This window comes from Qipengyuania algicida, from assembly GCF_009828025.1.
GTDB lineage: Bacteria > Pseudomonadota > Alphaproteobacteria > Sphingomonadales > Sphingomonadaceae > Qipengyuania > Qipengyuania algicida.
This window is the reverse complement of sequence record NZ_WTYA01000007.1, coordinates 41,386-67,959: the sequence shown is the minus strand read 5'-3', so window position 1 is coordinate 67,959 and position 26,574 is coordinate 41,386. Positions and strand designations below refer to the sequence as shown.

The following is a 26,574-nucleotide window of genomic DNA, read 5'->3' as shown; positions in this document are numbered from 1 at the left end:
CAACATTAACCGAATTAGTTAACATAGTTGATACGGTGGTCCGGCCGCTATGGATGCATAGAGGTGTGACTATTTCTGAATTCCAGAGTTGCACCAGTGACTCGCGATCCACTGGTGCATGGATCATCACCGGGCCGGATATGATATCTGGGACCGCTTCACCCGCGCCGCATGTCGTGGCTTTCGGTAGGAATCGTCACTTCCAGCCCATCGAGGTCCTCTGACAGATCGATCTGGCAAGCCAGTCGGCTCGTGCGACGCGCGCCCGCAGCAAGGTCGAGCATGTCCTCTTCCTCGTCACTCGCAGGCGCAAGTCGGTCGAACCAGTCTGCGGCCACGATCACATGGCAGGTGGAACACGCCATCTGACCCTCGCAGGTGCCTTCCAGCGGCATTCCCGCCGCCTGCCCCATGCGCAGAAGGTTGTCGCCCGGGTTACCCTCCGCCGTGACACTTGCGCCCCCCGCGGTCGTGAAATGGACTTTCATAAATCCTGCGCCTCGGCCGCCATGTTGATAAGGCGCGCGGCTTCCTCGATTTCAGCCATTTTGGTGTAGCGCCCGAAGCCCAGCCGGATCGAACTTTTCGCTTCGCTGTCAGTCAGACCGATAGCCTTGAGCACATGGCTGGGTCGACCCGAGCCGCTGGCGCAGGCGCTCCCGGCGGAAAACATCACCTCCCGGCAATCGCTCATAAGCCGCGCCACATCGAGGCCATTGCGCCGTAGATTGAGATTGCCGTGCCAGCGCGCGTCCTCGCTGCCGTTGAGCGTCCAGTCGGCGAAAAGCTCGCGCGCGCGCATCCACAGCGCTTCGACATGGGCGGCGTCCTGTTCAATCCGCTCTTTTGCAAGTGCCGCCGCCGCGCCGAACCCGGCAATCAGCGCCGGGCTGAGCGTCCCGGAACGCAGGCGGTCTTCCTGCCCGCCGCCGGTCTGGACTTCGATGAGTTCGACGCCGTCGCGCAGCCACAGCGCACCCACTCCCTTGGGTCCGTGCAGCTTGTGCGCGGAAACCGCGATCATGTCCGCCCCGGTCACCTGCTGCTTGCCATAGGCCTGCACAGCGTCGCACAGATAGAGCGCGCCTGCGCTCCTGGCCTTACGTTGCCAATCGACGGTCGGCTGGATCGTCCCGATCTCGTTATTGACTTGCATGACGCAGACCAACCGCGTGTCGCCGGGCAAATCCTGCCGCGTATTGCATTTCCCCTCGGCCGAAACATTCAGAATATGACACCGATCGAGCGCACGGGCGGTATCGAGCACCGCGGCATGTTCGATCGCGGAAACCGAAATGCTGCCCGTGGCATTCACGCCGCGGATGGCGAGGTTGATCGCCTCGGTTGCACCGCCGGTGAAAATTACCCGCCCACCCGGCGGCATCATTGCAGCCACTTGGTCGCGCGCGACTTCGATCGCGGCGGCAGCCATCCGCCCCATGCGGTGCGGGCTGTGCGGATTGCCGAAGCCAGTGCCCTCCGGCCCGTCGAGCCAACGCAACATCGCATCGCGCGCCTCGGGCGCGAGCGGGGTACTGGCCTGGTAGTCGAGATAGATCATGTATCTACTTGGTCTGCGTCCGTAACCTTACAACTGCTCATGCTGAGCCTGTCGAAGCGCCGCTTTGTTCAGGAGACCCAGTAAAGGGAAATGAGGCCTTTCGACAAGCTCAGGGTGAACCGATCGACAGGTCATCCCTTCGCCATATCGAGCCACACGTCGCAGAAGCGCTCCACTTCCTCGCGCTTGGTATTCCAACCCACGCTGAACCGAATCGTGCGCGTGGCGATGTCGGGATCGACGCCCATCGCTTCAAGCACGCGGCTGGTCTTCATCGTACCGCTCGAACATGCGCTGCCCTGGCTGACGGCGATCCCCGCCATGTCGAAGCGCATCACCTGCGCGCTGCCCGATATGCGCGGCATGGCGATGGCGCGGATATAGGGTGTGGGATCGGCAAGCTGATCTGACAGCCAAGTGCCGCCGAGTGCGCGGCATTCCTCGGCCAGCGCGTCAAGCGGCTCGAGAACCTGCGGATCGACATAGGGATCGCCGCAAGCCTCCAGCGCCGCCGCCATGCCCAACGCGCCGGGCAGGTTCTCGGTCCCTCGGCGATAGCCACGCTCATGCCCGCCGGTCGGGTGAAGCATGGCGTAGTCCCTGACCAGCAGAGCACCGATTCCGATCGGGCCGCCGAATTTGTGCGCCGAGACGATCTCCATGTCACACTCTGGTAACGCAAACTTGCCCGCCGATTGGGCACAGTCGCAGACCAGCAAGCCGCCGATTGCCTGAACTCTTGCGGCTAACGTTCGGATTTCCTGCCTTGCCCCGGTCTCCGAATTGACGTGCTGGACAGCCACCACCGGCTTGTCCGCCCCTTCCAGCGTTTCGAGCGAGACCATGCCATTGCCTTCGATGGCGAGACGTTCGGCGTCAGTCGCGGCCTGAATTACCGCATCGTGCTCGACCGCGCCGACAAACCGCGCGCCGCCCTTTGCCTGTCCCAGCGCCAGCGCCGCCGCCTCGCTCGCCCCGCTGGTGAAGATCAACTCACCGTCCCAGCCCATCGCCTCCTTGATCCGCGCGCGGGCATCTTCCAGCAGGCTGCGTGCCTTGCGCCCGTCGGCATGTGGGCTGGACGGATTGGCCCATATCCGAAAGCCCTCCTCCACGCCCGCGCGCGCTTCCGGGCGCAACGGAGTGGTGGCGGCGTGATCGAGATTGATGCGTTGCGAAATGGGATGACGCTCGAAACAATTGCGAATTGGCAGGAAATCCCTATATAGCGCGCCTCTCCGCGCATGCCACCCGGCCAGAGCGCGACCGCCATTTCAGACAGGTTCAAGATGCCCTCAGTCATTTTTCCCGGCCCAGAAGGTCGTTTAGAAGGTCGTTTCTCTCCCGCCAAGCGCCCCCGCGCGCCCGTAGCAATGATCCTCCACCCGCATCCGCAGGGCGGCGGCACGATGAACGATCGCATCACGCAGGCGCTCTACAAGACTTTTTCCGATCGCGGCTTTGCGACACTGCGCTTCAATTTTCGCGGAGTCGGGCGCAGCCAGGGCAGCTTCGACAACGGAATCGGCGAATTGTCCGATGCTGCCTCCGCGCTCGACTGGGTCCAGCAGATCCACCCCGAAGCGCAGACCACCTGGGTCGCCGGCGTCAGCTTCGGCGCGCTGATCGGGATGCAGTTGCTGATGCGACGGCCCGAGATTCGCGGATTCATCTCGATCTCCGCCCCGGCCAACATGTACGATTTCAGCTTTCTCGCCCCCTGCCCCGCAAGCGGCATCTTCATCCAGGGCGCGGCCGATACGGTGGTTCAGCCTCCATCGGTGCAGAAGCTCGTCGACAAGCTGCGCACGCAAAAGCACATCACCATCCATCACGAAGAAATCCCGCGTGCGAACCATTTCTTCGAGAACGAGATGGAACAACTGATGGGCTCGGTCGACAATTACCTGAACTTCCGCCTCGACCCGGCCTGCCCGATCAAGTGAACGAGCGCGCTGCAATTGCGGCAAAATAATGTCTTTTCAGTTGCTTCGAGAAACGCGAAAGTTCTTGCCAGTCGCGTGACGTTGTAACATCCTTACCTTCGAGCCGCCGAAAAAGCGGCGGCCGCATTGGAGGAGAGGACGTATGGCCTATCTCGACAGCAGCCGCCGGGCATCGCCCGCCAGCATGGCAGCGGTGATTGCAATCCACGCCGGACTGGGCGTGGCTTTGATCGCCGGACTGACCGTTACAGGCACGATCATCAAGCCAAAGCCCAGCGGCCCGATCATCGATTTTCCGATCGAACCGCCACCACCGCCCAGCCCTGTTCCTGAGCAAAGCGCCAAAGCGCAACCTCAGCAACAGCCAACAAAGCTGTTCGTGCCCAAGCCGGACCTCGATCTGGGAACGATCGCTCCACCAGTCGACACAACGACCGTCATCACGCCGACGATCCCGGATGCGATCCCCAGCTTTACTCCCTCGCCCCGTCCCAGCACGACGGCAAGCGCGTTCAAGCCCGTTGCAGCAGCGCCGCGCAACGACCCGGCAGGCTGGGTCAGCAACAGCGACTATCGTTCGGACTGGGCGCGGCGTGACTGGACAGGTCGCGCAAGCTTCAAGCTTGCGATCAGCGCAGAAGGCCGCGTGACCGGCTGCACGATCACCTCGTCCACCGGGCATGATGCGCTAGATACGGCGACCTGCGCGCTGGTGGCCAAGCGTGCCCACTTCGACCCTGCAAGGGGCAAGGATGGCGAGCCGGTTGGCGGAAGCTATGCCGGAACGATCGTCTGGCAAATTCCCGACTGAGGGCGGATAAGCTTACTGGTCCTGTCCGGCCTGCTGCAGCGGGCTCTGCGCCCCATCCGGGCCGGGCAGCGTCCAGATCACCACATTGGCGACGATCACCGCCGCCAGCACCACCATCAGCAGAGCACGCTTGCGGTCCTTGCGCGCACGCCAGCTCACCGCCGCGCCGCCCAGAAGCGCAACAGCGGTCAACATCATCAGCGAAAGCACCCAGTCTCCCATCATCGCGCCATAACGCGCGCGAACTGACCGATCAATTGCGCTCCCACGCGCGCACCCAGTCGACTTCCATCGCGATTTTGCCCGCCTTGATCCGGTCCACCGTAGACTGCGGCAGGCCGAAATAGGGCTTCTCGATACCGTTGACCTTATGCGGATAGACGCCGCCGACGGCGAAGTTGAGGATCACATATTCCGGGCGGTCGAACCTCCAAGGCCCGTATTTCTCGACCATCGCCTTTGTCACGCGATAGAATTCTCGCCCATCGACGCTGAAAATCACAGTATCGGGCGTACGTTCGAGCGAATATTCGTGCCACTGCGTGACATCGACGCCTTGTGGGAAAGTCTGGCGCTTCACCAGCGGGGTATCCCCGAAATAGCCGGGTCCATGCATTGCGGCGGAAGTCCATTTAGGTTCGCCGACGTATTCCATTATGTCGAGTTCGCCGCAATCGGGCCATTGGCCATATCCGAGCATCCAAAACGCCGGCCACACACCGGCGTCGGCAGGCATCCGGATGCGCGCGGTGATCTTGCCATAGGTCAGGGCAAACTTGCCGCTCGTATTGATCCGCCCGGACACGAAATCGGCCTTGCGCCCCAATGGAGTGGTGTATCCCGGCTCATATTGCGGACGCAAGATAAGAGCCCCGCCATCGGCTCCATCGGGCGTCCCGAACGCTATGGTCTTGGATGAATCGATATAGGCTTGCTGTTCGTTATTGACCCAGAAAGTCGGCCCTTCGACATTCCAGCGTGACCGGTCGAGTGATCCGGAATTGAACTCCTCATCGAACACCAGCCGCATTCCGTCGGGCGCCGCAACGGCGGTGGAAGAGGGCGTTTGCGCCAAGGGATTTTCAGCAAGAGGACCATGCCCGGAGCACGAAGCCAACGCCAGAACGGCACAAATGATCGGCAATCTCGTCAGCATGTTCTTCGTCACGGCCCTCTCCCCGACAGCATGGTAAGCGTCTAAAATTGCCCTTCGCGAGCATTCATGCAAGCAATATGCCCAGCGCGATCAATGGTCTCGCGCTAACCGCAAAATCACCTTAGCCCGCTACGGCATCGCTCGGGACGAGCCGTATCTCGAACAGCGAGGGCCAGTATTTTCCTGTCACGAACAATCTTTTGCCTTTCGCGTCCCAGGCGATGCCGTTGAGGACCGCGTCCGGATTGGCAACGGGAACCTGATTGACGATGTCGCGCAAGTCGTAAACCTGACGCACATGACCGTCCGCCGGGTCGATTGCGACGATGTAGGGCGTCATCCAGACATTCGCGAGGATCATCCCGTCCACCGCTTCCAGCTCATTGAGCATCGGCAGCGGCCGGCCATTCAACGTGACCGCAATGTTGCCTTTGACGGCATAGGTCTGCGGATCGAGCACATGCAGGTTTGCCGTTCCGTCGGAGGCGACAAGATCGCCCTCCAGTGTCGTCAGCCCCCAGCCCTCATGCTTGTAACCGGAGTAATCGCGGATCGGCGAAAAGTCCTTCAGCTTCCAGCGATGAATGATGCCCGCCTTCCACGTCAGGCTGACCAGATCCCTGCCGACCAGCGCCAGCCCTTCGCCGAATTCGTCCGACGGGATCGCCTTTTCGGCCAGCACCTTGCCGGTGGTCAGATCGACCTTGCGGATGTTGGATTGGCCGACTTGCCCGGTGCTTTCGTAAAGCGCACCATCATGCCACAGCAGCCCTTCAGTGAATGCGCGCGTATCATGGGGGTAGGTGGCAACGATCTCCGCCCGTATGACCTGCGGCTTTGCCACTTCCGCTTTCACGGGCGGTTGCTGCGGTACGGCGGCGGGCTGAGGCGCTGGCACCGTGCCGGCAGCCATGGTCGCGCCCGAAAGTGGCATGACGAGCGCGAACGACAAGACGAAGGGCGCAAACGTGCGGAGCATATTGCGCCCTTTCATCGACACTGGCTGAGCCGAAGATGAATCGGCGTGGCGCCGGTTCACTTCTTGCCGAATAATCCGCTGGCGAACCCTGCAATATCGTCAAACGGATTGCCGTCATGATCGGAATCGAGGATCTGGATGAACTTCGTCAGCGAGCCCTCGCCGCCGATCTGCTCCACGACTTGTTGAAGCACCCCGGCGTCAAGACCGGTCTTTGAGGCGGCGAGCTGGACCGTATCGCCATCCTCATGATGCGCAGCACCCAGCGCGGCAATCGCCTGCTCGGCCTGCTTCGGATCGATGCCGAGCTTGTCGGCCATATTGGTCAGGGTCGGATGGTCGTGCGCAGCGTTCAGCAGCCTATCGAACAAGCTCATATTGAGGTCTCCTTGGTCCTGTCCGGCACAGATATGCCTGTGCGCAGCGGAAAGTAAAAGCCCTCGCTCCGGTTTTCCGGGCGAGGGCTCTCCTCTCCAACCGATAATTGGTCGCGTTGCGTCAGGCGGCCTGCGGAGCCGCGTCGCGCACGCCCTGATCGACATGGGCAGCAAAGGGTTCGAAATTGTCGACGAACAATTGCACCAGCTTTTGCGCGGTCGCATCGTACTCGTCCTGATCGCTCCAGGTGCTGCGCGGGTCGAGAATCGTCTGGTCGATCCCGGCTTCGGCCAGCGCGGGAACGCTGACGGGAACCTCGAACCCAAAATTGGGATCCTTGCGGAAGGCGACGTCATCCAGCTTGCCCTCGAGAGCGGCATTGAGCAGCGCGCGGGTCGCCTTAATCGGCATCCGCGAGCCAACGCCATATTTGCCGCCGGTCCAGCCGGTGTTGAGCAGCCAGCACTGCACCCCGCCCTTGGCGATCCGCTCCTTGAGGAGATTGCCGTAAACGCTGGGGTGGCGCGGCATGAACGGTGCGCCGAAGCAGGTGCTGAAAGTCGCCTGCGGTTCGGTCACGCCGATCTCGGTTCCCGCGACCTTGGCGGTATAGCCCGAGAGGAAATGATACATTGCCTGGTCGGGCGTCAGCCGCGCGATCGGGGGCAACACGCCGAAGGCATCGGCGGTTAGCATGACGACATTGGAGGGGACCGGCCCCATGTTCTCGTCCGAGGTATTGGGAATCGACGACAGCGGATAGGCGCCGCGCGTATTCTCGGCGAGTGTCGCGTCGTCGAGGTCGATATTGCCGTCCGCATCCATCACCACGTTTTCCAGCACGGTGTTGCGCATTTTCGTGGTCGCGTAGATCTCCGGCTCGGCCTCGGGCGAGAGGCGGATCATCTTGGCGTAGCAGCCGCCTTCGAAATTGAACACGGCGGTATCCGACCAGCCATGCTCGTCGTCGCCGATCAGTGTCCGGCTGGCATCGGCGCTGAGCGTCGTCTTACCGGTGCCCGACAGACCGAAAAACACAGCCGTCTTACCATCCGGGCTGATGTTCGCCGAACAGTGCATCGGCATAACGCCTTGCGGCGGCAGCAGGTAATTGAGGATGCCGAAAACGCTCTTCTTCATTTCGCCGGCATAACGCGTGCCGCCGATCAGGATCAGCTTTTCCGACAGATTGACCGCGATCACCGTCTCGCTGCGGGTGCCGTGGCGTTCCGGATCGGCCTGGAATGTCGGCAGGTCGATGATCGTGTATTCCGGCACAAAACCGTCAAGTTCGGCGTCGGTCGGACGCACCAGCAGGGTGCGAATGAACTGGTTGTGCCAGGCGAATTCGTTGATGACCCGGACTTTCACCCGATATTCGGGCTGCGAGCCTCCGAACAGGTCCGCTACATAGAGCAGGTTCTTGTCCGCCACCGCGGCCATGAAATCTTCCTTGAGTGCAGCAAAATGCTGCGGGCTCATCGAAGCGTTGTTATCCCACCAGACGGTGTTTTCGGTTTCGGCGTCGCGGACGATGAACTTGTCCTTCGCGCTGCGACCGGTGTGCTTGCCTGTCTCCACCACCAGTGGACCGTCCTTGGCGCGGCGTCCTTCGCCATTGGCCAGCGCTTCTTCACTCAAAACTTCGGCCGAAAGATTGGCACGAATCTCGGCCTTGGTGGCAATACCTTGATCGGCAAGAGAAAAGGAAAGCGAGGGCGACAAGCGAATTCTCCTGAATGGCGGGCGCAAAAACGAAGCCAGAGGGCTCTGCATTCGTATGCAGAGTTCCTGTCGCGCCCATAGTCCCACGAACCCGACAGGTCAATTTGCGCCTGCGAAGAATGTCCTGAGATGAGCCATAATGTGCTTCGTGCGTTACGACACGATACATCCGTCCGAGGATATACCCTTCGCGTTGTAAGCCGATCGGCAAAGGGCTAGGAACATTGGCATAATGACGAGCAACAATCCGCAATCCGCTGCCTCGGGCGACGCAATACCAGACACCGCCAACAGCACTGTCATCGCGTTGGTAGACGACGATCGCAACATCCTTACCACCGTATCGATCGCGTTGCAGTCGGAAGGCTTTGCCACGCGTGTGTATACCGATGGCGAAGCGGCTCTGAAGGCGCTGGCCGAGAATCCGCCGGACCTTGCAGTGTTCGACATCAAGATGCCGCGCATGGACGGGATGGAATTGCTGCGGCGCTTGCGCCAGACCTCGGCCCTGCCGGTGATTTTCCTCACCAGCAAGGACGATGAATCGGACGAGGAAGCGGGACTAGAGATGGGTGCCGACGATTACATCGCCAAGCCGTTTTCGCTGCGCCTGCTGCTGGCACGCATCCGTGCGATCCTGCGTCGCGGAGAGGCGCAGCCTGGCGGCCATGCCGAGCCGATGGCGCAATCCGGCGACGGCGCGATGCTCGACCGCGGACGATTGGTGATGGACCCGGCGCGCCATGCGGTGACATGGGACGGGCTGCCGGTTTCCCTGACAGTGACGGAATTCCTGTTGCTGGAAGCGCTGGCCAGCCGTCCCGGCGTCATCAAGAGCCGTAACCAGTTGATGGACGCCGCCTACCCTGACGATGTCTTTGTCGATGACCGCACGGTCGACAGCCACATCAAGCGGATGCGCCGAAAATTCCGCGCGTCCGATCCGGAATTCTCGGCCATCAACACGCTCTATGGCGCAGGGTACAGTTTCGACGATGGCTGAGATGGCCAATGCCCTGCGTGGCGACCCGAAGCAGGGGAAAACCACCTGGTCCCGTCGCTTTTCGCTCACCCGGCGGATCCTGTTCGTCAATATCCTGCCAATCGCCTTGCTCGGCTTCGGGGTCATCTATCTCGATTTCTATCGCAAGCAGTTGCTCGACGAACGGTTCAAACTGGCGCTGGTTGAAGCGCAGATCATCGCCGAATCGCTCGCAGGCGCCAGCCCGGCCCGACAGGATGCGCTGCTGATCCAGCTCGGCAAAGAGCAAAAGCTGCGGCTGAGGGTCTATAATGCGAACGGCAAGCTGATGGGTGACAGCTTCAAGCTCGCCCCGCCCAGCTTCAGCCTGATCGATCCCGAGACCGAACCCGAATCCCAGAAATTCGCCCGCGAGCTCGACCGCTGGTTCGACTGGCTGGTGGGCGCGCCCAAACTGCCTGACTATCACGAACCCGCAGTCGATCAGGTGTCCGCATGGCCCGAACTGGTGCGCGCACGCGAAGAAGGCCTGACGCAGATCGTGCTGCGGCACGCGCCCGACCGCAGCCACATCATCACCGCCGCCGCGCCGGTTGGCCTCAACGGCGAAACCCTGCTGCTGACCCGCAACCCGATCGACATCGTCGAAGCCGTGCGCCGCGCGCGCAGCCTCGTCGCGCTAGTGGTGCTCGTCTCGCTGCTCGTCTCGACCATGCTTTCGCTGTTCCTTGCCCGCACCATCGTCCAGCCGCTGCGCGAACTGGTGCAGGCTGCAGTGAGGGTGCGACAGGGGCGCGACCGTCAGGTGCAGGTTCCCCGCCTTCCCCAGCGCCGCGACGAGATCGGCCTGCTCGCCCGTGCGGTGTCCGACATGACCATCGCCCTGCGCCACCGGATCGATGCGGTGGAAAGTTTTGCCGCCGATGTCGCGCATGAGATCAAGAACCCCCTCGCCTCGCTGCGCAGCGCCACCGAATCGCTGGGCACGGTCGACGATCCCGAGCTGCGCGCACAACTGCTTGATATCGCGCGCCACGACGTGCGCCGGATCGATCGGCTGGTAACCGAGATTTCCGACGCCAGCCGGATCGACGCGGAACTTTCGCGCGCGACCTTCGAGCCGGTCGACCTGGTCGCGCTGACCCGCAACATCGTCGGCTCGCGCGAACATCGCGCCGAGCCCGAAAGCCATCGCTTCGCATTCGAATCCGCCAACGAAACGATGTTCGTCAACGGCGAGCCGGCGCGTCTCGAACGGGTCATCGAAAATCTGCTCGACAACGCAGTCTCCTTTTCGCCGCCGGGGGGCACGATCACACTCGACCTGTCGCGCAGCGGCGGCAGGGTCGCGTTGAGCGTGCTCGACGAAGGGCCGGGCATTGCGGAAGAGTTGCGCGAGGACGTGTTCAAGCGCTTCCACTCGCTGCGCCCTGAAGGCGAGGATTTCGGCAACCATTCGGGTCTCGGCCTCGCCATCGCGCGCTCGATTGCCGAAGCACATGATGGCACGCTGGTCGCCACCTCGCGACCTGATGGCCATCCCGGAGCCTGCATGATACTCGAATTGCCGACGTTGAGAAAAAGCACATGACCGATCTTGAAATGGTCCCCAACGCCAGCTGCGTTGCGATCGGCGGCTACGGACTGCTGATCGAGGGGGAAGTCGGCAGTGGGAAATCGTCACTGGCCCTTGCCCTGATCGACCGCGGTGCGGTGCTGGTCGGCGACGACGGGATCGCGCTGGAGCGGCGCGGCGATGCACTGTGGGCCTTGCCCCCGCCGAACATCACCGGCAGCCTGCATGTGCGCGGCGTCGGGATTTTCGACATGCCCTGCGCTGCAGCCCAGCTGAGCCTGTCACTGTGGCTGGAGCAAAAAATGAACTACACCGTTCTCCCGGTCCCGCGCAACCGGATGCTTGAAGGGATTGTGCTGCCGCAACTGTCGCTGCGTGGGGATGATCCCTACCTGCCGCTGCGTGCCGAATCCGCGCTGGCGAAGTACGGACTGCCCCTTGCCGGGACAATGGTGTGATCGGGCTGCGGACGCCCATTCCCCTCGCGTGGCAGTGCTGCCACAGAGGAATGCTATGAAACAGGCGAGCGAATCGGCTAGCGGCCCCGTTATCCTGATCGTTTCGGGGATGTCCGGTGCGGGCAAGAGCACGGCGCTCGAAGTGCTGGAGGATCTCGGCTGGGAAACGATCGACAATTTCCCGCTGCGCCTGCTTCGTCCACTGATCAGCACGGAAGCCTCGCCCGACACGCGGCTGGCGATCGGCATCGACGCGCGCACCCGCGGCTTCGATCCGGCTCGAATTATCGAGCTGGTCGAACGCGCGCTTCCTTCCAGTGGCCTCAGGATCGACCTGCTGTTCCTCGACGCGTCGAGCCGCGAGATCGAACGTCGCTATAACGAGACGCGCCGTCGCCATCCGCTCGCCGCGGGCCGCCCGGTGCGCGAAGGGATCAAGGCCGAACGCGAATTGCTCAAGCCCCTGCGCGCCAGGGCGCCCACGATCATCGACACGACCGAATATTCGACCAACCAGCTCCAGCACGCAATGCGCGAGATGTTCGGCAAGGACGCGCCGGAAGACCTCGCCATAACCGTGACCAGTTTCGGTTTCGCGCGCGGTATGCCGCCGCTGGCCGACCTCGTGTTCGACATGCGCTTCCTTGCCAATCCGCATTGGCAAGCTGACCTCCGCGAACAGACGGGTCGCGACGCGCCAGTGGGGGACTTCATCGAGCAGGATCCCGGGTTTTCGTCCAGTTTCAACCGCATTCGCGAGCTCGTGCTGGATCTGGTACCGCGCTACGCCGATCAGGGACGCGCCTATCTCACCATCGCTTTCGGCTGCACCGGCGGACGCCACCGCTCGGTCTTTACCGCCGAACGCATGGCCGCCGCCTTGCACGACGCAGGTTATGAGCCAAGCCTTATCCATCGCAACCTCGATGCGCCCGTCACCGACGCGACCGAGGGTGTTTCGGCGAAGCGCAGTTGACTTGACCATGGACCAGCGCCTAGTCCCCGCACCCCTCCACGCAATGACCCGCACAATTACCGGACTGCACCCTGCATGATTGGCATGATCCTTGTTACCCATGGGAAGCTGGCGGAGCATTTCATCGATGCGATGGAGCATGTTGTCGGCAAGCAGGAGGCAATCGCCACCATCTGCATCGGCCCGAACGACGACATGGAACAGCGTCGCCGCGAGATCGCCGAATCGATTCGCGAGGTCGATAGCGGCGATGGCGCGATCATCCTGACCGACCTGTTCGGTGGCACACCGTCCAACCTCGCCATTTCGCTGCTCGACACCGGGCGCGTCGAAGTGATCGCGGGAATCAACCTTCCGATGCTGATCCGCCTCGCCGGTGCGCGCAAGGCGATGAACGTGGTGGATGCCGTTCAGGCCGCCCAGCAAGCCGGGCGCAATTACATCACCGTCGCTTCGGAGTTCCTCGGCCAGGACGGCACCGCTTCACGGAAAACCGGCTCTTGAGCGAGCAGCGCCGCACGATCACCGTCGTCAACCAGCGCGGCCTGCATGCCCGGGCCAGCGCGAAGTTCGTCAACGCGGTGAGCGAATTGCCGGATTCGATCACCGTCAAGGTCGCCAAGGATGGGGTCGAAGCCGCCGGCGGATCGATCCTTGGCCTGATGATGCTTGGCGCGGCCAAGGGCGATTCGATCGAGGTCATCGTTCAGGGCGAAGACGGATGCGAAGTGTTCGAAAACCTGTGCGCCATGGTCGCGGACGGTTTCGGCGAGACCTGATCGCTGCCGCCACGCCCGCACAGATCCATGACCTCCCGCCGCCAAATCACCGGCTTTTCCAATCCCACCGTCAAGGCCATTCGGGCCTTGCGCGACAAGAAGCACCGCCGCCGCGAGCGCCGTTTCCTCGCCGAAGGATTGCGGCTGCTGACCGATGCGCTCGACGCCGGACATATTCCCGAAACCTTGGTGCTGTCCGACGCGCGCGATCCGCATCCTTTGCTGGAAGCGCTGGAGCAGGCGGTCGATCACGCAGGCGGCACCATCGTCGAAACGACGCCCGACATCCTCGCCAAGATCACCGGCAAGTCCAATCCGCAGGCGGTGGCTGGCGTTTTCTCGGAAATCGACACCTCACTGGAGACCATCGAGCGCGATGCGGCGCCTATCTGGCTGGTGGCTCAGGCACTGCGCGATCCGGGCAATATCGGCACGATGCTGCGCACCGGCGATGCGCTTGGCGCGGGCGGGCTGATCCTGATCGACGACTGCGCCGATCCCTTCAGCGTGGAAACGGTGCGCGCCAGCATGGGGGCGATCTTCACCCAGCGGCTGGTGCAGGCGCGCTGGGAGGAATTTCATAACTGGCTGCGCAAGGGCGATGGCCAGCTCGTCGCCGCGAGCCTGCGCGATGCCCAGCCCTATCGCGGCGCGCCCTATCAGGCGCCATGCTTCGTGATGGTCGGCAATGAATCGCGCGGCCTGCCCGAGGAATATGAGAACGCCTGCGATCTGCGGGTGACCATGCCAATGCGCGGGCGCGCCGACAGCCTCAACGCCGCCGTTGCCGCGGCAGTGCTGGGTTACGAAGTGCTCGCCAGCCTCGAAATCTGACGCGGCCGGGCGTCAGTCGCCCTTTACGAAGCTGACGATCCGCCAGCTGTCGCCGAAAGGGGCAATCCGCAAACGGTAGGCAAAAGGCGAGCGCAGCTTGTCCGCTGTGATATAGCCTTCCTTGCCCGATGCGGTCTTGACCTTGAGATATTCGGCGTCCGGATCGAAGCCATCGAGCAGCGTCACCGCATCCCAGCTTACGCTCGCCAGTTTGGGCGCGGTCGGTGACGGCGCCTGAAGCAGCGGGACATCGGCGTCAACCACGATCATCGCGGTATTGGTATCGATGTCGTCCATCGGTTGCGCCGCGAACCATGGCATCACCATGTCACCGTTTTGGGCGTGGGCGCAGCCAAGAATCGTCAGCTTGTCGAACGCGTTCCACAGCGCGCCATTTTTGTCAGCCAGCCGCTCGCGGAAAGTGCCGATGCCTTTGCCGCCGCCGAAATCGAGTTTCACATTCGGGTCTGTCAGGTTAATCAAGGCATCCGCATCGCGCTTCTGCACGGCCTTTTCGAAAGCAAGGAAAAACGCTTTGGCGTTGGGCAGTGAAATACATTCGTTGCGCGGCGAGAATCGGCCCAGCGGCTTTGGCGTGGGCTGTTCGGGGAACAGGCCGGTGGCGGTGGCCGCTGCGCCGTCCGGGCCTTTGCCTTTCGGGGACGATCCGCAAGCTGCCAGCGCCAGAACCGCGCTAAGGGCAACCAGAGATCGGACAGTGGCACGCATCAAAATTCCCCCTTGGTCATCCATTCTCGCCCTCAACCTCAGGCAACTTCGCAGGTTCCGGCTCGGCGGTATAGCGAGGCGAGGATTCGACCAGTGGAACGTCCTCTATCTCGCGTTTGCCGATCTCGATACCCTTTTCCGCCAGCCGTCGCCCGGAGGACAGGACATTGCGTTCGAAACTGCCGACGAACTTATTGTAGTTATTCACCGCCGTTTCAAGCCCGCCGCCTACCCGCTTTAAATGTTCGGATGCCACACGCAGGCGATCGTAGAGCTCTGACCCCGCCTTGCCGATCTCGATCGCCTCGCGTGCGATGGTGTCCTGCCGCCACACCTGCGCCACGGTCCGCGCGATCGCCACCAGATTGGTCGGTGTGGCCAGCAAGACCTTGTTCTGGAATGCATAATCCCATAATTCGGGATCGTGTTCGAGCGCCGCGGCGACGAAATGTTCGCCCGGCACGAACATCACAACGTAATCGGGCGCGTCATCGAACTGGCTCTGATAACTTTTGGAGCCAAGCGTCTGGACGTGACCGCGCATCGAACGCGCGTGCTGGTCGAGGTGACGGATGCGTTCCTCGTCATTATCCGCCTCGAACGCGGCTTGGTAGGCGTTGAGCGAAACCTTGGCGTCGATCACCAGCTTCTTCTGGCCCGGAACCTTGACGATGGCATCGGGTCTGAGCCGTCCATCCTCGGTCTGGAGCGAATGTTCGAGCTCGAAATCGGTGTGTTCGGACAGGCCGCATTGTTCGAGCACGTTCTGCAACCCCCGCTCGCCCCAGCGCCCGCGTGCCTTGGGTGCGTTGGTCAGCGAATTGCCGAGCCGCTGCGCCTCGCGCCGGACCTCGTCCTGACCTGCCTTCATCGCCTCGATCAGCCCGGTTAACTGGCCGAACGCGTCCACGCGCTTGGCCTCCAGCGTTTCGACCTGCTGTTCGTAAGCCTTGAGCCGCGCCCCGACCGGTTCTAGCAGCGCCTTCAATTTCTCCTCGCTCGCCTTTTCGGAGACGCCGAGCCTTTCGGCGGCGCGTTCGAGGAATTTTTCCTGTGCCATTCCAAGAACCTTGGACCCAGTGTTCTCGAATTCTTTGAGCAGATTGGCGCGGCTTTCTTCGAGCAGGCGCTTCTGTTCGGCAAACCCGGCGCGCTCGGCACGGAACGCGGAGTTCTCCTCGCGCAAGGCGTCAAGCTGGGCCGCCAGCCCATCGGCCCGCGCGGCGCGCTCGCTCATGGTGGCGAGTTCCGGCACCATCCGGGCAAGCTTCTCGCTCGCCCCCTTCGCCTCGCTTTCACGCTCTTCTAAGCGGGCTTTCCATGCAGCCACGGGACGCGAGCCTACAAACCACCCCGCAAGCGCACCGAATGCGAGGCCAAGAACAAGGGCGATAAGGGTAAGCAGCGTCGGGTCCATCACCAGACGCTAGCCGGAACGGAGAGGGAACGCCAGAGGCAACCGAAGCCGATAGACAGCTTATCGACGGATCAGGCCGCTTCGCGCAGTTTCTTCAGCTTCTTGAGCGCCATGTTGCGCTTCAAACGGCTGAGGTGGTCGATGAACAAGATCCCTTCGAGATGGTCCATCTCGTGCTGGATACAGGTGGCCATCAGCCCCTCCATATCCTCTTCATGGGTTTCGCCTTCCAGGTCCTGATAGCGCACGCGGCACGTCGCCGGGCGATCCACATCGGCGTAGATATCGGGCACCGAGAGGCAGCCTTCCTGATAGGTCGCCAGCTCCTCTGCCGGGTCGAGGATGACCGGGTTGATGAACAGCCGCGGTTCCTTCTTCACCGGATAATGCATGTGTTCGTGGCCGTTGTGGTTGCAGACCTCACCCTCGGCTTCGGTATCTTCGGGCTGGAGGTCGATCACCAGCACGCGCTTGGGCACGCCGACCTGGATCGCGGCGAGGCCGATGCCGGGTGCGTCGTACATCGTCTCGAACATGTCGGAGACGAGCGTCTTCAGTTCGTCATCGAACGCAGTCACGGGTTCGGACACGACTTTGAGCCGGGGGTCCGGCACTTCCAGGATTTCACGAATAGCCATGGAGGCGATTTAGTGCTTGCCGCGCAAAACGGCAAGATGGCGCTTGCCTAGCCTAGCGGGCGCCGCGCTCTTAACGCCTGTGCCAGCGTGCCCTCGTCAAGATAGTCGAGCTCACCACCCACGGGAAGTCCATGCGCCAATTGCGTGATTCGCAAGGGAAAATCCTCCAGTCGCTCGGCAATATAATGCGCCGTGGTTTGCCCTTCGAGGGTGGCGTTCATGGCAAGGACCACCTCGTCCACCCCGCCCTGCTCCACCCGCGCCAGCAGGGCGGCGATGTTGAGATCCTCGGGCCGCACGCCGTCCAGTGCCGACAGCCGCCCGCCCAGTACGTGATAGGTGCCGGTAAACAGGCGCGAGCGATCGAGCGCCCACAAATCGGCGACCTCCTCGACCACACAGATCGCCTTGGCATCGCGGCGCGGATCGGCGCAGATGGCGCAAGGGTTGCGCGTATCGACATTGCCGCAAATCTCGCATTCGACCAGCGTGTCTCGTACCGCCTCCAGCGCATCCAGCAGTTGCGGCAGCGCCTGCTCGCGGCGCTTGACCAGCCACAACACTGCCCGCCGTGCAGACCGCGGTCCCAGGCCGGGCAGGCGCGCGAGGGCCGATGCCAATGTCTCGATCTCTTGCGATGCCATGTGCCGACAGATAGGGCCGCTGACCAACAAGAGAAAGTCCAAGAGCACAATCATGCGCATCATCTTCATGGGTACGCCCGATTTCGCGGTGCCGACGCTGGCCGCGCTGCATGATGCCGCGCATGAGATCCTCTGCGTCTACACTCAGCCGCCGCGCCCGGCGGGCCGCGGCAAGAAGCTGCAACCCTCCCCCGTTCAGCGGGAGGCGGAAGTCCGCCATCTGGAGGTGCGCAGCCCCACCAGCCTCAAATCGCCGGAGGAACAGGCGCGCTTCGCCGCGCTCGAGGCGGATCTGGCGGTCGTCGCGGCTTACGGGTTGATCCTGCCGCAGCCGATCCTCGACGCACCGAGGTTCGGCTGCCTCAACGTCCATGCGAGCCTGCTGCCGCGCTGGCGCGGGGCGGCGCCGGTCCAGCGGGCGATACTGGCGGGCGATACACTCACCGGGATCACTCTGATGCAGATGGAGAGCGGGCTGGACACAGGGCCGATGCTGGCGACCGCGCGCGTACAGATAGAGCGCAAGAACGCTGGCGAGCTAACCGCCGAGCTGGCCGATGTCGGCGCGCAATTGATGGTCGGCACGCTGACCGAGCTGCAAACGCTCCACGCCGTCGCGCAGGACGATGATGAGGCGACCTATGCCAGCAAGATCGACAAGGCCGAAAGCCGCATCGACTGGTCGCAGGAAGCCGAGCAGGTCGAGCGGCAAGTGCGCGCCTTCGCTCCCGCGCCCGGCGCGTGGTTCGAGTTCGAGGGCGAACGCTATCGCATTTTGAGCGCGGAATGCGCCGAGGGCGGCGGCGCGCCCGGAACAGTGCTGGACGACCAGCTCACCATCGCTTGCGACAGCGACGCGATCCGCCCCATCACCATCCAGCGCGCGGGCAAACCAGCGATGGAGACCGCCGCCCTGCTGCGCGGCAAGCCGATCCCTGCCGGAACCATATTGTCATGAGTGGGCTGGCTTGACCCGCTTCGCGCTCACCGTGGAATTCGACGGCACGCCCTTCATGGGGCTGCAACGCCAGCCGCATGGGCCGAGCGTGCAGCAGGCGGTGGAAGACGCGGCGAAGCGCGTCACGGGCGAGGAGATCACGCTCTACAGCGCGGGCCGTACCGACACCGGCGTCCACGCGCTGGCCATGCGCAGCCATATGGACGTGGCCAAGGATATCGACGCCTTCCGGCTGATGGAGGCGCTCAACGCCCATCTGCGCCCCGATCCGATTGCGGTGACCGCGTGCGAGGTGGTTTCGGACGAGTGGCACGCGCGTTTTTCCTGCATCGGGCGGCGCTATCTATACCGCATCGCCAACCGCCGCGCTCCGCTGACGCTGGAGCGCAACCGCGCATGGCAAGTGCCGCAGGAGCTTGACCACGCAGCGATGCACCGCGCGGCGCAGGCGCTGGTCGGGCAGCACGATTTCACCACCTTCCGCTCGGTCCAGTGTCAGGCGGCAAGTCCGGAAAAGACGCTCGACCTGCTCGATGTCGAGCGTGTGGGCGAAGAGATCCATATCCACGCAGCCGCGCGCAGCTTTCTCCACCATCAGGTGCGCTCGATGGTCGGCTGCCTCGCGCTGGTCGGTATGGGCCGCTGGTGCGAGGAACAGGTGGCACAGGCGCTGGAAGCAAGGGATCGCCAGGCGCTGGGCCTCAACGCCCCGCCCGACGGGCTGTATTTCGTCGCGGCAGTTTATCCCGAGGACGCGACCTAAGCGGCAGAAAGCCCTCTCCCCCTTGCGGGAGAGTGTTGGGAGAGGGGATCGGAGCGCCAGCTCCGGCTTGCGCCATCACCGCCCCCTCTCAACTCCGGCTAGCGGAGAGAGTTCGGGAGGAACAACGACACGCGCGCTCGCCGCCCGCCGTCACCCCGGACCTGATCCGGGGTCCAGCTTTCCTTTCACGGCAGTGTCAGGTTTTGAGCCTATTCGTCGCTGCCGCGAATGACCGGAATGTCGGGGGAAGCGGCCCCTAGCTCGCTCGCTTCCAAAGCGCCCCAAAAATGCCAACTATTAAGGCAATGCCAAGCGCCCATGGAAAGATGTGATCAGCCACAATTGGTTGCTCTGAGACCGCAAAAGCGAGTGCGGTTAGGACAAACCCAATCGGTAGACCGATCACCGTGAATATTAGGAATCGTGTCGGGTAGAAGCTCATCAGAGGTGCAATAGCCTATATTTTGCGGGACACTCGAGCAAAGGCTGCTGTCGAGCACGCATCGTCCACAATGTTGTCGTTCGCGGAATGTCGGCTTTCAGGCAATAGGCCCGGCCAGCCCAATGTCAGCAATTGGGGTGGAAAACGGACTTGCCTGCCCTTCACGTCAAGCCGAATTGAACCTGCCCCAATAGGCGACCGATAACCTGAAAATGGCCCAAAGGGGCCCTATGACAGCCGCTACAACCATTGCCCATGCGAAGTCGGGCTGGAAAAGCAAAAGTAAGCCGATAGATCCGCCAAATATCCGCGGTATAAGGATCATCAGAACTCCCGCCATCACGATCATCGCGAGAAGCGGGAACCAGAGGCTGAACATTCCAGCCGCACCCGACTTGGTTCTTAACTTTTTGCGACTCAACCAAGCCCAAATCATGCTGGCGAGATAGAATCCAGGCAGCAGCACCACCATCAGGTAGGTCACTTTTTGCCAGAACCGCGAGCCTTCGCCTGAGTATTCCAGGCCGAGAGCCCTTGCGGTGACGCCGTTGCGCAATTGCAGATTTTCACCGAAGCCAATTCCGCTGTTTGAGTTCACCAGCACAACCACGCCTTTGTGCTGTGCAGGAGCAAGGGTGGCGAGCGTTTCTGTTCCGGGCACAAGACCGCTGTGATAGGCGGTTCGAGCTTCGTCATCGATGAACCAGCCAAGGCCATAGAAAGGCGAAGCCTCGCTCGCTGGACGCAGCATCGCAGATTTGCTGGCCGCGCTAATAATGTCGTCTTTCCCATTCACCATCATGGCGAGGTAGAGCGCGAGGTCGTTGGCGCTCGCAAATATGCCGCCGGCGGGCGCATTCGCGCGCTCTGTCCGGCCCGTTTCATAAGCGCGATTGCCACCGAACCACGGGCGATGACCGACGGCGATTTTTCCTGGCTCCCGGCCATCGGAGACGAAACTGTTGCTCATGCCGAGCGGGGTGAGGATGTTGTCCTGCACGTAACTGGCGTAATCCTGACCGCTCATCGCTTCGATCACTGCACCCAGGACCTGATAATTCGCATTGGAATATTCCCACCGTTCGCCCGGAAGGTAAGCCGGTTCCCACTCGGCAACGCGTGCGACATGCTCGGCAAGCTCTCGCTCGCTCGACGTTTCATCATCGTGCATGCTGTTGCCCTGCACAGTGGAATAACCGCTTGTGTGGCTGAGCAATTGGCGAACAGTAATCGCTCCCGAAGGACGCCCCCGAAAGACATCGAGATAGGTCGCCACACCGGCATCGAGGTCGACCTTGCCTGCTTCGGCCAGTTGCATAATCGAAAGGGCAGTGAAGCTCTTTGAAATCGAGCCGATCAGGAAGGGCGTGTCGGGCGTGACCGCCTGATCACCTCCTGCAATGGTTTGGCCACGAGCGCCGGAGCGGATTTCGCCATTATCTACGATCGCATAGGCGACTCCCGGAGCCCCGGACGCAGGCAATTCCTGCTTGATGAACGCATCGATTGAAGATCCTGGCGCGGTAGCCTGCAAGCCGGATGTCGAAAAAAGCGCGAATAGCGCGAGCAATAACCGCATTCCAAAGTCCCCCATGTCTGTCGGCAACCAACAGACTTGTCCCGGCCACAAAATCGCATCGGTTCGATCGCTCGTAGCGGTGATGCTGGCCTTTGGACCGCGTCTCCATCCGGGGGCGCGGTAACGACAGTTGCTTACCGGTCTCGATGAGCCAGTGTGAGCGATTATCTCAACGACCGCAAATGGGTCGCTAGCGGAAATTCCGTTTTCACTCCAAACGAGGCCAAAGCTGACATTGCGAGGACGCAAATGCTCGCTGTCCTACATTGGGCGAAGTTGCCAGATTGCGCGGCATGACCGCTCACCTCGCTCGGGTTCGCCTGCTTGTGAAGAAAGGCCACATCCAATGTGAACTTGCCGCAACCGAGAGCCACACCGCGCCTTGCCGCGAGGGCGCTCACCCCCCTCACACCAATAGATTTTCTGGCAAAAGTCACAGGTTTCAAAACCTGCAGATGCGTTCCATGCGCCACGCCGTACTCCCCAGACCCTCACCATCCCTCGCCCGCAAGCCCCCTAGCTTTCGCACCACGACCCGCCTAGCACGGGTTTCGAAACGCAACTTGAGGAGAGAGACGCCATGACCACCACCGGCAAACAGATATTCACCACGCTCGAAAGCGACGGCACGCTGACGGTAGAAGTGGGCACCAAGGAGTTCCGCGATCCCACCGGCAACCAGGTGCTGGTCAAGATGGAAGCCGCGCCGATCAACCCGTCCGATCTCGCGCTGCTGTTCGGCCCGGCCGATCTGGAGAACGCCGAATATTCTCCCGGCAAGATCGTCGCCACTATGCCCGAACCGTTCAATTCGGGCGCCAAGGGCCGTCATGGCCAGCGCCTGCCGGTTGGCAATGAAGGCGCAGGCACGGTGATCGCGACTGGCGATGGCGATGCAGCCAAGGCGCTGATGGGCCAGTGTGTCGCCTGCGTGCCTGGCAATGCCTTCAGCGAATATGCGCTGGCCGATGCGGCGATGTGCCTGCCGCTGGGCGATCACACCGCGGAGCAAGGCGCAAGTTCCTTCGTCAATCCCATGACGGCGCTCGGGTTTGCCGAGACCGCGCGGATGGAAGGGCACAAGGCGATGATCCATCTCGCCGCCGCGTCCAACCTTGGCCAGATGCTCGTCAAGATCTGTCAGGAGGACGGAATCGAGCTGGTCAATGTGGTGCGCAAGCAGGAGCAGGTCGACCTGCTCAAGGGCCTTGGCGCGAAGCATGTCGTCAACTCTTCGTCCGATGATTTCATGAAGCAATTGCGCGATGCGATCGCGGCGACCGACGCCTATTTCGGGTTCGATCCGATTGGCGGCGGGCAGATGTCCGACACCTGCCTGAAAGCGATGGAGCAGGTCGCGGTCACCAAGATGAGCGAATACAGCCGTTACGGTTCGAACCAGCCGAAGAAGATGTACATCTACGGACGTCTAGACCTCGGCCCGACAATCCTGACGCCGAGCTATGGCTTCGGCTGGACGCTGAGCGGATGGTTGCTGACGCCGTTCATGGCCAATGCCGGAATGGAAGTGATCGGCCGGATGCGCAAACGCGTGCTCGACAATCTCACCACCACCTTTGCCAGCAGCTACAAGCGCAAGGTCGATCTGGAAGAGATGCTGACGAAGGACGCCGCTCTCGACTACCGCCGGATGCAGACGGGCGAGAAGTACCTCGTCACGCCGCACGGTTAATCCTACGGCAGACCGCCGGCCGGTGCAGAGACGCCTAGCGCCGGTCGAACGCCTCCTGCATCGCGGACGGTTGGGAAACCCCGTCCGCGACCAGCAGCTGGAGGAGGATGCGGGCCTTTTGCGGATTGAGCGCGCGGGCGGTGACGAAGCCATTGGCGCTATCTTCCGGTTCACGGTCGACCAGACCTTCGTCGGTGCGGCTGGCCCGGACCACCGCGATACCGGCGCTGGCGAGCGTGGCCAGCCGCTGGCGCACGGCCTGGGGCATATTGCCCTCGCCCACGCCGGCGACCACGATCCCGCGCGTCGCCTCGCCGCACAGCCGGTCGACATAATCGGGCGTGATCCCGGCAAAGACCGGCAGGATCACCACCTCGGGCAAATCCTCGCGATAGGTGAACGTCGCGCCCTCGCCCAACCTCCAGGGCGCGCCGAACCAGTCGAGCGCGGCGGGCGTCACCAGCGCGATCGAGCCGCGGGGAAAGCCGCGAAACGCATCCGTACCACGGGTGCGCGCCTTGCGCACGTCGCGCGCGGCAAACACGCGGTCGCCCATGACCACCAGCACCCCGCGACCGGCAGCTCCCGGATCGCTCGCCGCCCGCGCCGCATTGGCGAAGTTGCGCAGGCCGTCATAGCCGACCGCATCGGCTGGCCGCATAGCGCCTACCAGCACCACCGGCTTGGTGCTCGCCAGCGTGAGGTCGAGCAGGAATGCGGTCTCCTCCACCGTGTCGGTGCCGTGGGTAATGATGATCCCGGCGCAATCGGGGTCCGCCATCGCCGATTCGCATTCGGCGTGGAGCCGCGTCCAGACCGGCGGCGAGATATCCTCCGACCCGATATTGGCGATCTGCTTGCCCGTGAAGGCGAGCCCCAGTTCGAGCTTTGCCACCTGTTCCAGGAACTCATCAATCCCGATTTGTCCGGGCCGATAATCGTGGCGCAGCGCCGAACCCGCCATGCCTGCAATCGTCCCGCCCGTCGCCAGAACCGTGATATGCGTATCGCTCATGGCTTGGCGCGATAGAATTGTTCGCACCTGCATACCACCCGCCAATTGATTTCGCCGAAACACACGCTATGTGGCGCAAGTCGCAAGGGCGGTTAGCTCAGTTGGTAGAGCATCTCGTTTACACCGAGAGGGTCGGCGGTTCGAGCCCGTCACCGCCCACCATATCCTCCAAATCTCCCCTATTGGCTCGCCGCTGTGCTCATCGAATAGGGCCGCGAGGCGGCGTTCGTCGCCCAGTGCTTGTCCGGCTTGGCTTGCATGGTGAAATGCAGCGTACCGCCCGCCATGATCTCGCCGTGGGTGATATAGCTGCGCTGGAGCGGTCTGCCGTCGAGCGTCACCGAGCCGACATAAGGGTGCGCCTTGTCCAGACCGTCTGCGATGACGATAAATTGCTTGCCATTGGGAAGATGCAGCACCGCGTGATCCACGAAAGGACGCCCGATGACATATTGCAGGCTACCGGGCGTCACCGGGTAGAAGCCAAGGCCGGTGAACACCAGCCAGGCCGACATCTGTCCGAGATCGTCATTGCCTGACAACCCATCCGGCGTGGGTTTATACTGGCTGTCGACAATCTGCGTGAGCCGCTTCTGCGTCTTCCACGGGGCACCTACGTAATCATAGAGATAGGCGACGTGATGGCTGGGTTCGTTGCCGTGAATGTATTGCCCGATCAGCCCGGAGATGTCCTCTGCGTGGCTGTAATCGAGCTTGGAATTGTCGTAGTCGAACATAGCATCGAGCTTGGCGACCGCGGCCTTGTCGCCGCCCATCGCCTTGAACAGCGCGGCCTGGTCCTGCGGGACGAACCAGCTGTATTGCCAGGCATTGCCTTCGGTATAGTCCGAGCCATAGTTGATCGCTGTCGGATCGAACGGTGTGCGGAACTGACCGTCGGACTTCTTCGCTCGCACGAAACCGGTCTTGGGGTCGAAAGTGTTGCGCCAATATCCGGCGCGCTTGAAGAAGCGGGCGGCGACGTCCTTGCGGCCCATCTTCTGAGCCATGCGGGCGATGGTCCAGTCGTCGAACGCGTATTCGACCGTTTTCGAAGCCGCTTCGGGCTCCTTGTCGATCGGCACATAGCCAAGCTTCATGTAATCGCCGAGATCGCCGTATGGCGCGTAGGTGGCGCTCGCGACCATAGCATCGAGCGCCTTGTTCGCGTCGAACCCGCCGATCCCCTTGAGATAGGCGTCAGCGATCACCGGCACCGCGTGGTAGCCGATCATAGTCCAGGTCTCGCGACCCTGAAACTGCCAGACGGGGAGGATGCCGAAGGGGCTATCCTGCTGGCTGGCGAGCAACGAATTGATGATCTCGGCGTTAACGCTGGCGGGCTGGATCAGCGTCAGCAGCGGCTGTTCGGCGCGAAACGTGTCCCATAGCGAAAAGGTCGAGCGAAAGGCGAAGCCGTCCGCCTTGTGGACCTGATTGTCCGGTCCGCGATAACGCCCATCGGCATCACCGGCGACCGATGGCGCGAGCAGCGTGTGATACAGTGCGGTGTAAAGATTTACCCGCGTATCGCGCGGGGCGTCGATCTCGATCACGCCAAGCGCCTTCTGCCAGCAAGCGCGGGTGGCGGCGCGGATCGTGTCGAAATCACCAGGCTCGCTCGCAAGATTGCCGAGCGCACCGGCCTCATCGACCGAAGACAACGCCACTTTCACTTCGAGCGGCTTTGCGAGCTGTCCGAAATCGAGCCGAGCGACGATCTGTCGTCCCTGGCGATACGCTACCGCATCGCTGCCCCGCCCCGGCCCCTGAAAGCCTTTGTAGGTTATGTTCTCCTCGGTGTTCTCGAACAAGTGACCGGCAAGCGGCTGCGAAAAGCGCATGGCGAAGCACAGGATTCGGTCGGGCGCCCAGCCGCGTGTCTGGCGGCAGCCGGTGATGGTGCGATCGTCACGCAGTCGGATCGTCGACCACAGGACCTTGCCCGGATAGTTGTATAGCGAGGTGCGCAGGTCGAGTACCAGATGCGCCGCTTTGCCCGCCGGGAAAGTGTAGCGATGCACGCCGACCCGTGTGCCCGCCGTCAGCTCGGCGCGCACATCATAGTCGCTCAGGGTCACCGCGTAATAGCCCGGTTGCGCCACTTCGCTCGCGTGACTGTAGCGCGAGCGATAGCCCGAAGACGGATCATCCCCCGATCCCGGATCGAGCAGCACCTTGTCGCCACTCACCGGCATGATCAGAAAATCGCCGAGGTCGGAATGGCCTGCCCCGGAAAAATGCGTGTGACTGAAACCCTGGATGGTCGGATCGTCGTAGCGATAACCTGCTGCGTGACCGTAACAGCTCCGCACGGTGCAGGTCGTATCGGTATCGGGCGAAAGCTGGACCATTCCGAAAGGGGCCACTGCGCCGGGAAACGTATGCCCCTCGCCACCAGTACCGATCATCGGATCGACCGTGTCATAGGGTGAAGGCGACGGCGCCTGATCGGCCGATGCCGGCGAATTCGAAACCAGCGCCGAGGTTGCGACGAGGAGACTGGCAAGGAACGACTTGTGCGACATTCGTCTA

Annotated in this window: 27 protein-coding genes and 1 tRNA gene; 13 read left to right on the top strand and 15 right to left on the bottom strand. The window is 62.4% G+C overall.

Annotation, left to right across the window (positions count from 1 at the left end; genetic code table 11):
• Nucleotides 1–158: 158 nt before the first annotated feature.
• From GRI58_RS10065 to GRI58_RS10055, 3 genes are all read right to left on the bottom strand, one after another.
• Entirely contained in the window at nucleotides 159–488 is a 330-nt protein-coding gene (locus GRI58_RS10065) for a 2Fe-2S iron-sulfur cluster-binding protein (protein ID WP_160753466.1), read from the bottom strand.
• On the bottom strand, nucleotides 485–1,561 hold the full coding sequence (locus GRI58_RS10060) for a cysteine desulfurase family protein (protein ID WP_160753465.1): 1,077 nt from the start codon (nucleotides 1,559–1,561) through the stop codon (nucleotides 485–487). The genes GRI58_RS10065 and GRI58_RS10060 overlap by 4 nt, the downstream gene beginning before the upstream one ends.
• A 131-nt stretch (nucleotides 1,562–1,692) precedes the next feature.
• On the bottom strand, nucleotides 1,693–2,730 hold the full coding sequence (locus GRI58_RS10055) for a cysteine desulfurase family protein (RefSeq protein WP_337190957.1): 1,038 nt from the start codon (nucleotides 2,728–2,730) through the stop codon (nucleotides 1,693–1,695).
• A 120-nt stretch (nucleotides 2,731–2,850) separates the two neighbouring features.
• On the opposite strand from GRI58_RS10055, the gene GRI58_RS10050 reads away from it, so the two are divergent.
• Nucleotides 2,851–3,507 (top strand): alpha/beta hydrolase, encoded by a 657-nt coding sequence (locus GRI58_RS10050; protein WP_160753464.1) that lies wholly within the window; start codon nucleotides 2,851–2,853, stop codon nucleotides 3,505–3,507.
• A gap of 142 nt (nucleotides 3,508–3,649) precedes the next feature.
• Entirely contained in the window at nucleotides 3,650–4,318 is a 669-nt protein-coding gene (locus GRI58_RS10045; RefSeq protein WP_160753463.1) for a TonB family protein, read from the top strand.
• A gap of 12 nt (nucleotides 4,319–4,330) precedes the next feature.
• On the opposite strand, the gene GRI58_RS10040 is transcribed toward GRI58_RS10045, so the two are convergent.
• The 5 genes from GRI58_RS10040 to GRI58_RS10020 all read right to left on the bottom strand — a co-directional run bounded on the left by GRI58_RS10040 (nucleotide 4,331) and on the right by GRI58_RS10020 (nucleotide 8,556).
• The gene (locus GRI58_RS10040; protein WP_337190948.1) at nucleotides 4,331–4,543 is read right to left on the bottom strand and encodes a hypothetical protein; all 213 of its coding nucleotides are present in this window, start codon (nucleotides 4,541–4,543) and stop codon (nucleotides 4,331–4,333) included.
• A 28-nt stretch (nucleotides 4,544–4,571) separates the two neighbouring features.
• The gene (locus GRI58_RS10035) at nucleotides 4,572–5,486 is read right to left on the bottom strand and encodes a glycoside hydrolase family 16 protein (protein ID WP_337190947.1); all 915 of its coding nucleotides are present in this window, start codon (nucleotides 5,484–5,486) and stop codon (nucleotides 4,572–4,574) included.
• A gap of 109 nt (nucleotides 5,487–5,595) precedes the next feature.
• Nucleotides 5,596–6,453: a glutaminyl-peptide cyclotransferase gene (locus GRI58_RS10030; protein WP_237452229.1), complete on the bottom strand. Its 858-nt coding sequence runs from the start codon at nucleotides 6,451–6,453 to the stop codon at nucleotides 5,596–5,598.
• Nucleotides 6,454–6,509: 56 nt separating this feature from the next.
• A complete protein-coding gene (locus GRI58_RS10025; protein ID WP_160753462.1) occupies nucleotides 6,510–6,830 on the bottom strand; it encodes a hypothetical protein in 321 nt (106 codons plus the stop codon).
• Nucleotides 6,831–6,951: 121 nt separating this feature from the next.
• Nucleotides 6,952–8,556 (bottom strand): phosphoenolpyruvate carboxykinase, encoded by a 1,605-nt coding sequence (locus GRI58_RS10020; protein ID WP_160753461.1) that lies wholly within the window; start codon nucleotides 8,554–8,556, stop codon nucleotides 6,952–6,954.
• A 232-nt stretch (nucleotides 8,557–8,788) separates the two neighbouring features.
• On the opposite strand from GRI58_RS10020, the gene GRI58_RS10015 reads away from it, so the two are divergent.
• The 7 genes from GRI58_RS10015 (at nucleotide 8,789) to GRI58_RS09985 (ending at nucleotide 14,161) form a co-directional block, all read left to right on the top strand.
• Entirely contained in the window at nucleotides 8,789–9,559 is a 771-nt protein-coding gene (locus GRI58_RS10015) for a response regulator transcription factor (RefSeq protein WP_160753460.1), read from the top strand.
• Nucleotides 9,552–11,129: a stimulus-sensing domain-containing protein gene (locus GRI58_RS10010; protein WP_202386923.1), complete on the top strand. Its 1,578-nt coding sequence runs from the start codon at nucleotides 9,552–9,554 to the stop codon at nucleotides 11,127–11,129. Before GRI58_RS10015 ends, GRI58_RS10010 begins: the two co-directional genes overlap by 8 nt.
• Nucleotides 11,126–11,572, top strand: coding sequence for an HPr kinase/phosphorylase (locus GRI58_RS10005; protein WP_160753458.1), 447 nt, complete (start codon nucleotides 11,126–11,128; stop codon nucleotides 11,570–11,572). Before GRI58_RS10010 ends, GRI58_RS10005 begins: the two co-directional genes overlap by 4 nt.
• A 55-nt stretch (nucleotides 11,573–11,627) precedes the next feature.
• Entirely contained in the window at nucleotides 11,628–12,548 is a 921-nt protein-coding gene (gene rapZ / locus GRI58_RS10000) for an RNase adapter RapZ (RefSeq protein ID WP_160753457.1), read from the top strand.
• A gap of 75 nt (nucleotides 12,549–12,623) precedes the next feature.
• Nucleotides 12,624–13,052, top strand: coding sequence for a PTS sugar transporter subunit IIA (locus tag GRI58_RS09995; protein ID WP_160753456.1), 429 nt, complete (start codon nucleotides 12,624–12,626; stop codon nucleotides 13,050–13,052).
• The gene (locus GRI58_RS09990; RefSeq protein WP_160753455.1) at nucleotides 13,049–13,327 is read left to right on the top strand and encodes an HPr family phosphocarrier protein; all 279 of its coding nucleotides are present in this window, start codon (nucleotides 13,049–13,051) and stop codon (nucleotides 13,325–13,327) included. Before GRI58_RS09995 ends, GRI58_RS09990 begins: the two co-directional genes overlap by 4 nt.
• Nucleotides 13,328–13,354: 27 nt before the next feature.
• Nucleotides 13,355–14,161 carry a TrmH family RNA methyltransferase gene (locus tag GRI58_RS09985; RefSeq protein WP_160753454.1) on the top strand — a complete coding sequence of 269 codons (807 nt, stop codon included), beginning with the start codon at nucleotides 13,355–13,357 and terminating at the stop codon, nucleotides 14,159–14,161.
• Between the two features lie 12 nt (nucleotides 14,162–14,173).
• Here the strand turns inward: GRI58_RS09985 and GRI58_RS09980 are convergent, their stop codons facing one another.
• The 4 genes from GRI58_RS09980 to recR all read right to left on the bottom strand — a co-directional run bounded on the left by GRI58_RS09980 (nucleotide 14,174) and on the right by recR (nucleotide 17,589).
• A complete protein-coding gene (locus GRI58_RS09980; RefSeq protein WP_160753453.1) occupies nucleotides 14,174–14,890 on the bottom strand; it encodes an SH3 domain-containing protein in 717 nt (238 codons plus the stop codon).
• A 16-nt stretch (nucleotides 14,891–14,906) separates the two neighbouring features.
• On the bottom strand, nucleotides 14,907–16,307 hold the full coding sequence (locus GRI58_RS09975; RefSeq protein ID WP_160753583.1) for a DNA recombination protein RmuC: 1,401 nt from the start codon (nucleotides 16,305–16,307) through the stop codon (nucleotides 14,907–14,909).
• Nucleotides 16,308–16,378: 71 nt separating this feature from the next.
• A complete protein-coding gene (gene def, locus GRI58_RS09970) occupies nucleotides 16,379–16,945 on the bottom strand; it encodes a peptide deformylase (RefSeq protein WP_160753452.1) in 567 nt (188 codons plus the stop codon).
• A gap of 47 nt (nucleotides 16,946–16,992) precedes the next feature.
• Nucleotides 16,993–17,589: a recombination mediator RecR gene (gene recR, locus GRI58_RS09965; protein ID WP_160753451.1), complete on the bottom strand. Its 597-nt coding sequence runs from the start codon at nucleotides 17,587–17,589 to the stop codon at nucleotides 16,993–16,995.
• A 52-nt stretch (nucleotides 17,590–17,641) separates the two neighbouring features.
• Between recR and fmt the strand changes: the two genes are divergently transcribed.
• Nucleotides 17,642–18,547, top strand: coding sequence for a methionyl-tRNA formyltransferase (gene fmt / locus GRI58_RS09960; protein ID WP_160753450.1), 906 nt, complete (start codon nucleotides 17,642–17,644; stop codon nucleotides 18,545–18,547).
• Nucleotides 18,548–18,557: 10 nt separating this feature from the next.
• Nucleotides 18,558–19,310 carry a tRNA pseudouridine(38-40) synthase TruA gene (gene truA, locus GRI58_RS09955; protein WP_160753449.1) on the top strand — a complete coding sequence of 251 codons (753 nt, stop codon included), beginning with the start codon at nucleotides 18,558–18,560 and terminating at the stop codon, nucleotides 19,308–19,310.
• A gap of 608 nt (nucleotides 19,311–19,918) precedes the next feature.
• Here the strand turns inward: truA and GRI58_RS09950 are convergent.
• The gene (locus tag GRI58_RS09950) at nucleotides 19,919–21,286 is read right to left on the bottom strand and encodes a serine hydrolase domain-containing protein (RefSeq protein ID WP_202386922.1); all 1,368 of its coding nucleotides are present in this window, start codon (nucleotides 21,284–21,286) and stop codon (nucleotides 19,919–19,921) included.
• A gap of 625 nt (nucleotides 21,287–21,911) precedes the next feature.
• Between GRI58_RS09950 and GRI58_RS09945 the strand changes: the two genes are divergently transcribed.
• Nucleotides 21,912–23,024: a zinc-binding dehydrogenase gene (locus tag GRI58_RS09945; protein ID WP_160753447.1), complete on the top strand. Its 1,113-nt coding sequence runs from the start codon at nucleotides 21,912–21,914 to the stop codon at nucleotides 23,022–23,024.
• A 34-nt stretch (nucleotides 23,025–23,058) separates the two neighbouring features.
• On the opposite strand, the gene GRI58_RS09940 is transcribed toward GRI58_RS09945, so the two are convergent.
• Nucleotides 23,059–24,039: an asparaginase gene (locus GRI58_RS09940; RefSeq protein ID WP_160753446.1), complete on the bottom strand. Its 981-nt coding sequence runs from the start codon at nucleotides 24,037–24,039 to the stop codon at nucleotides 23,059–23,061.
• An 86-nt stretch (nucleotides 24,040–24,125) separates the two neighbouring features.
• Here GRI58_RS09940 and GRI58_RS09935 point away from each other — a divergent pair.
• Nucleotides 24,126–24,201: transfer RNA gene (locus GRI58_RS09935), tRNA-Val, on the top strand.
• Between the two features lie 17 nt (nucleotides 24,202–24,218).
• On the opposite strand, the gene GRI58_RS09930 is transcribed toward GRI58_RS09935, so the two are convergent.
• Nucleotides 24,219–26,567: a GH92 family glycosyl hydrolase gene (locus GRI58_RS09930; protein ID WP_160753445.1), complete on the bottom strand. Its 2,349-nt coding sequence runs from the start codon at nucleotides 26,565–26,567 to the stop codon at nucleotides 24,219–24,221.
• Between the last annotated feature and the right edge of the window lie 7 nt (nucleotides 26,568–26,574).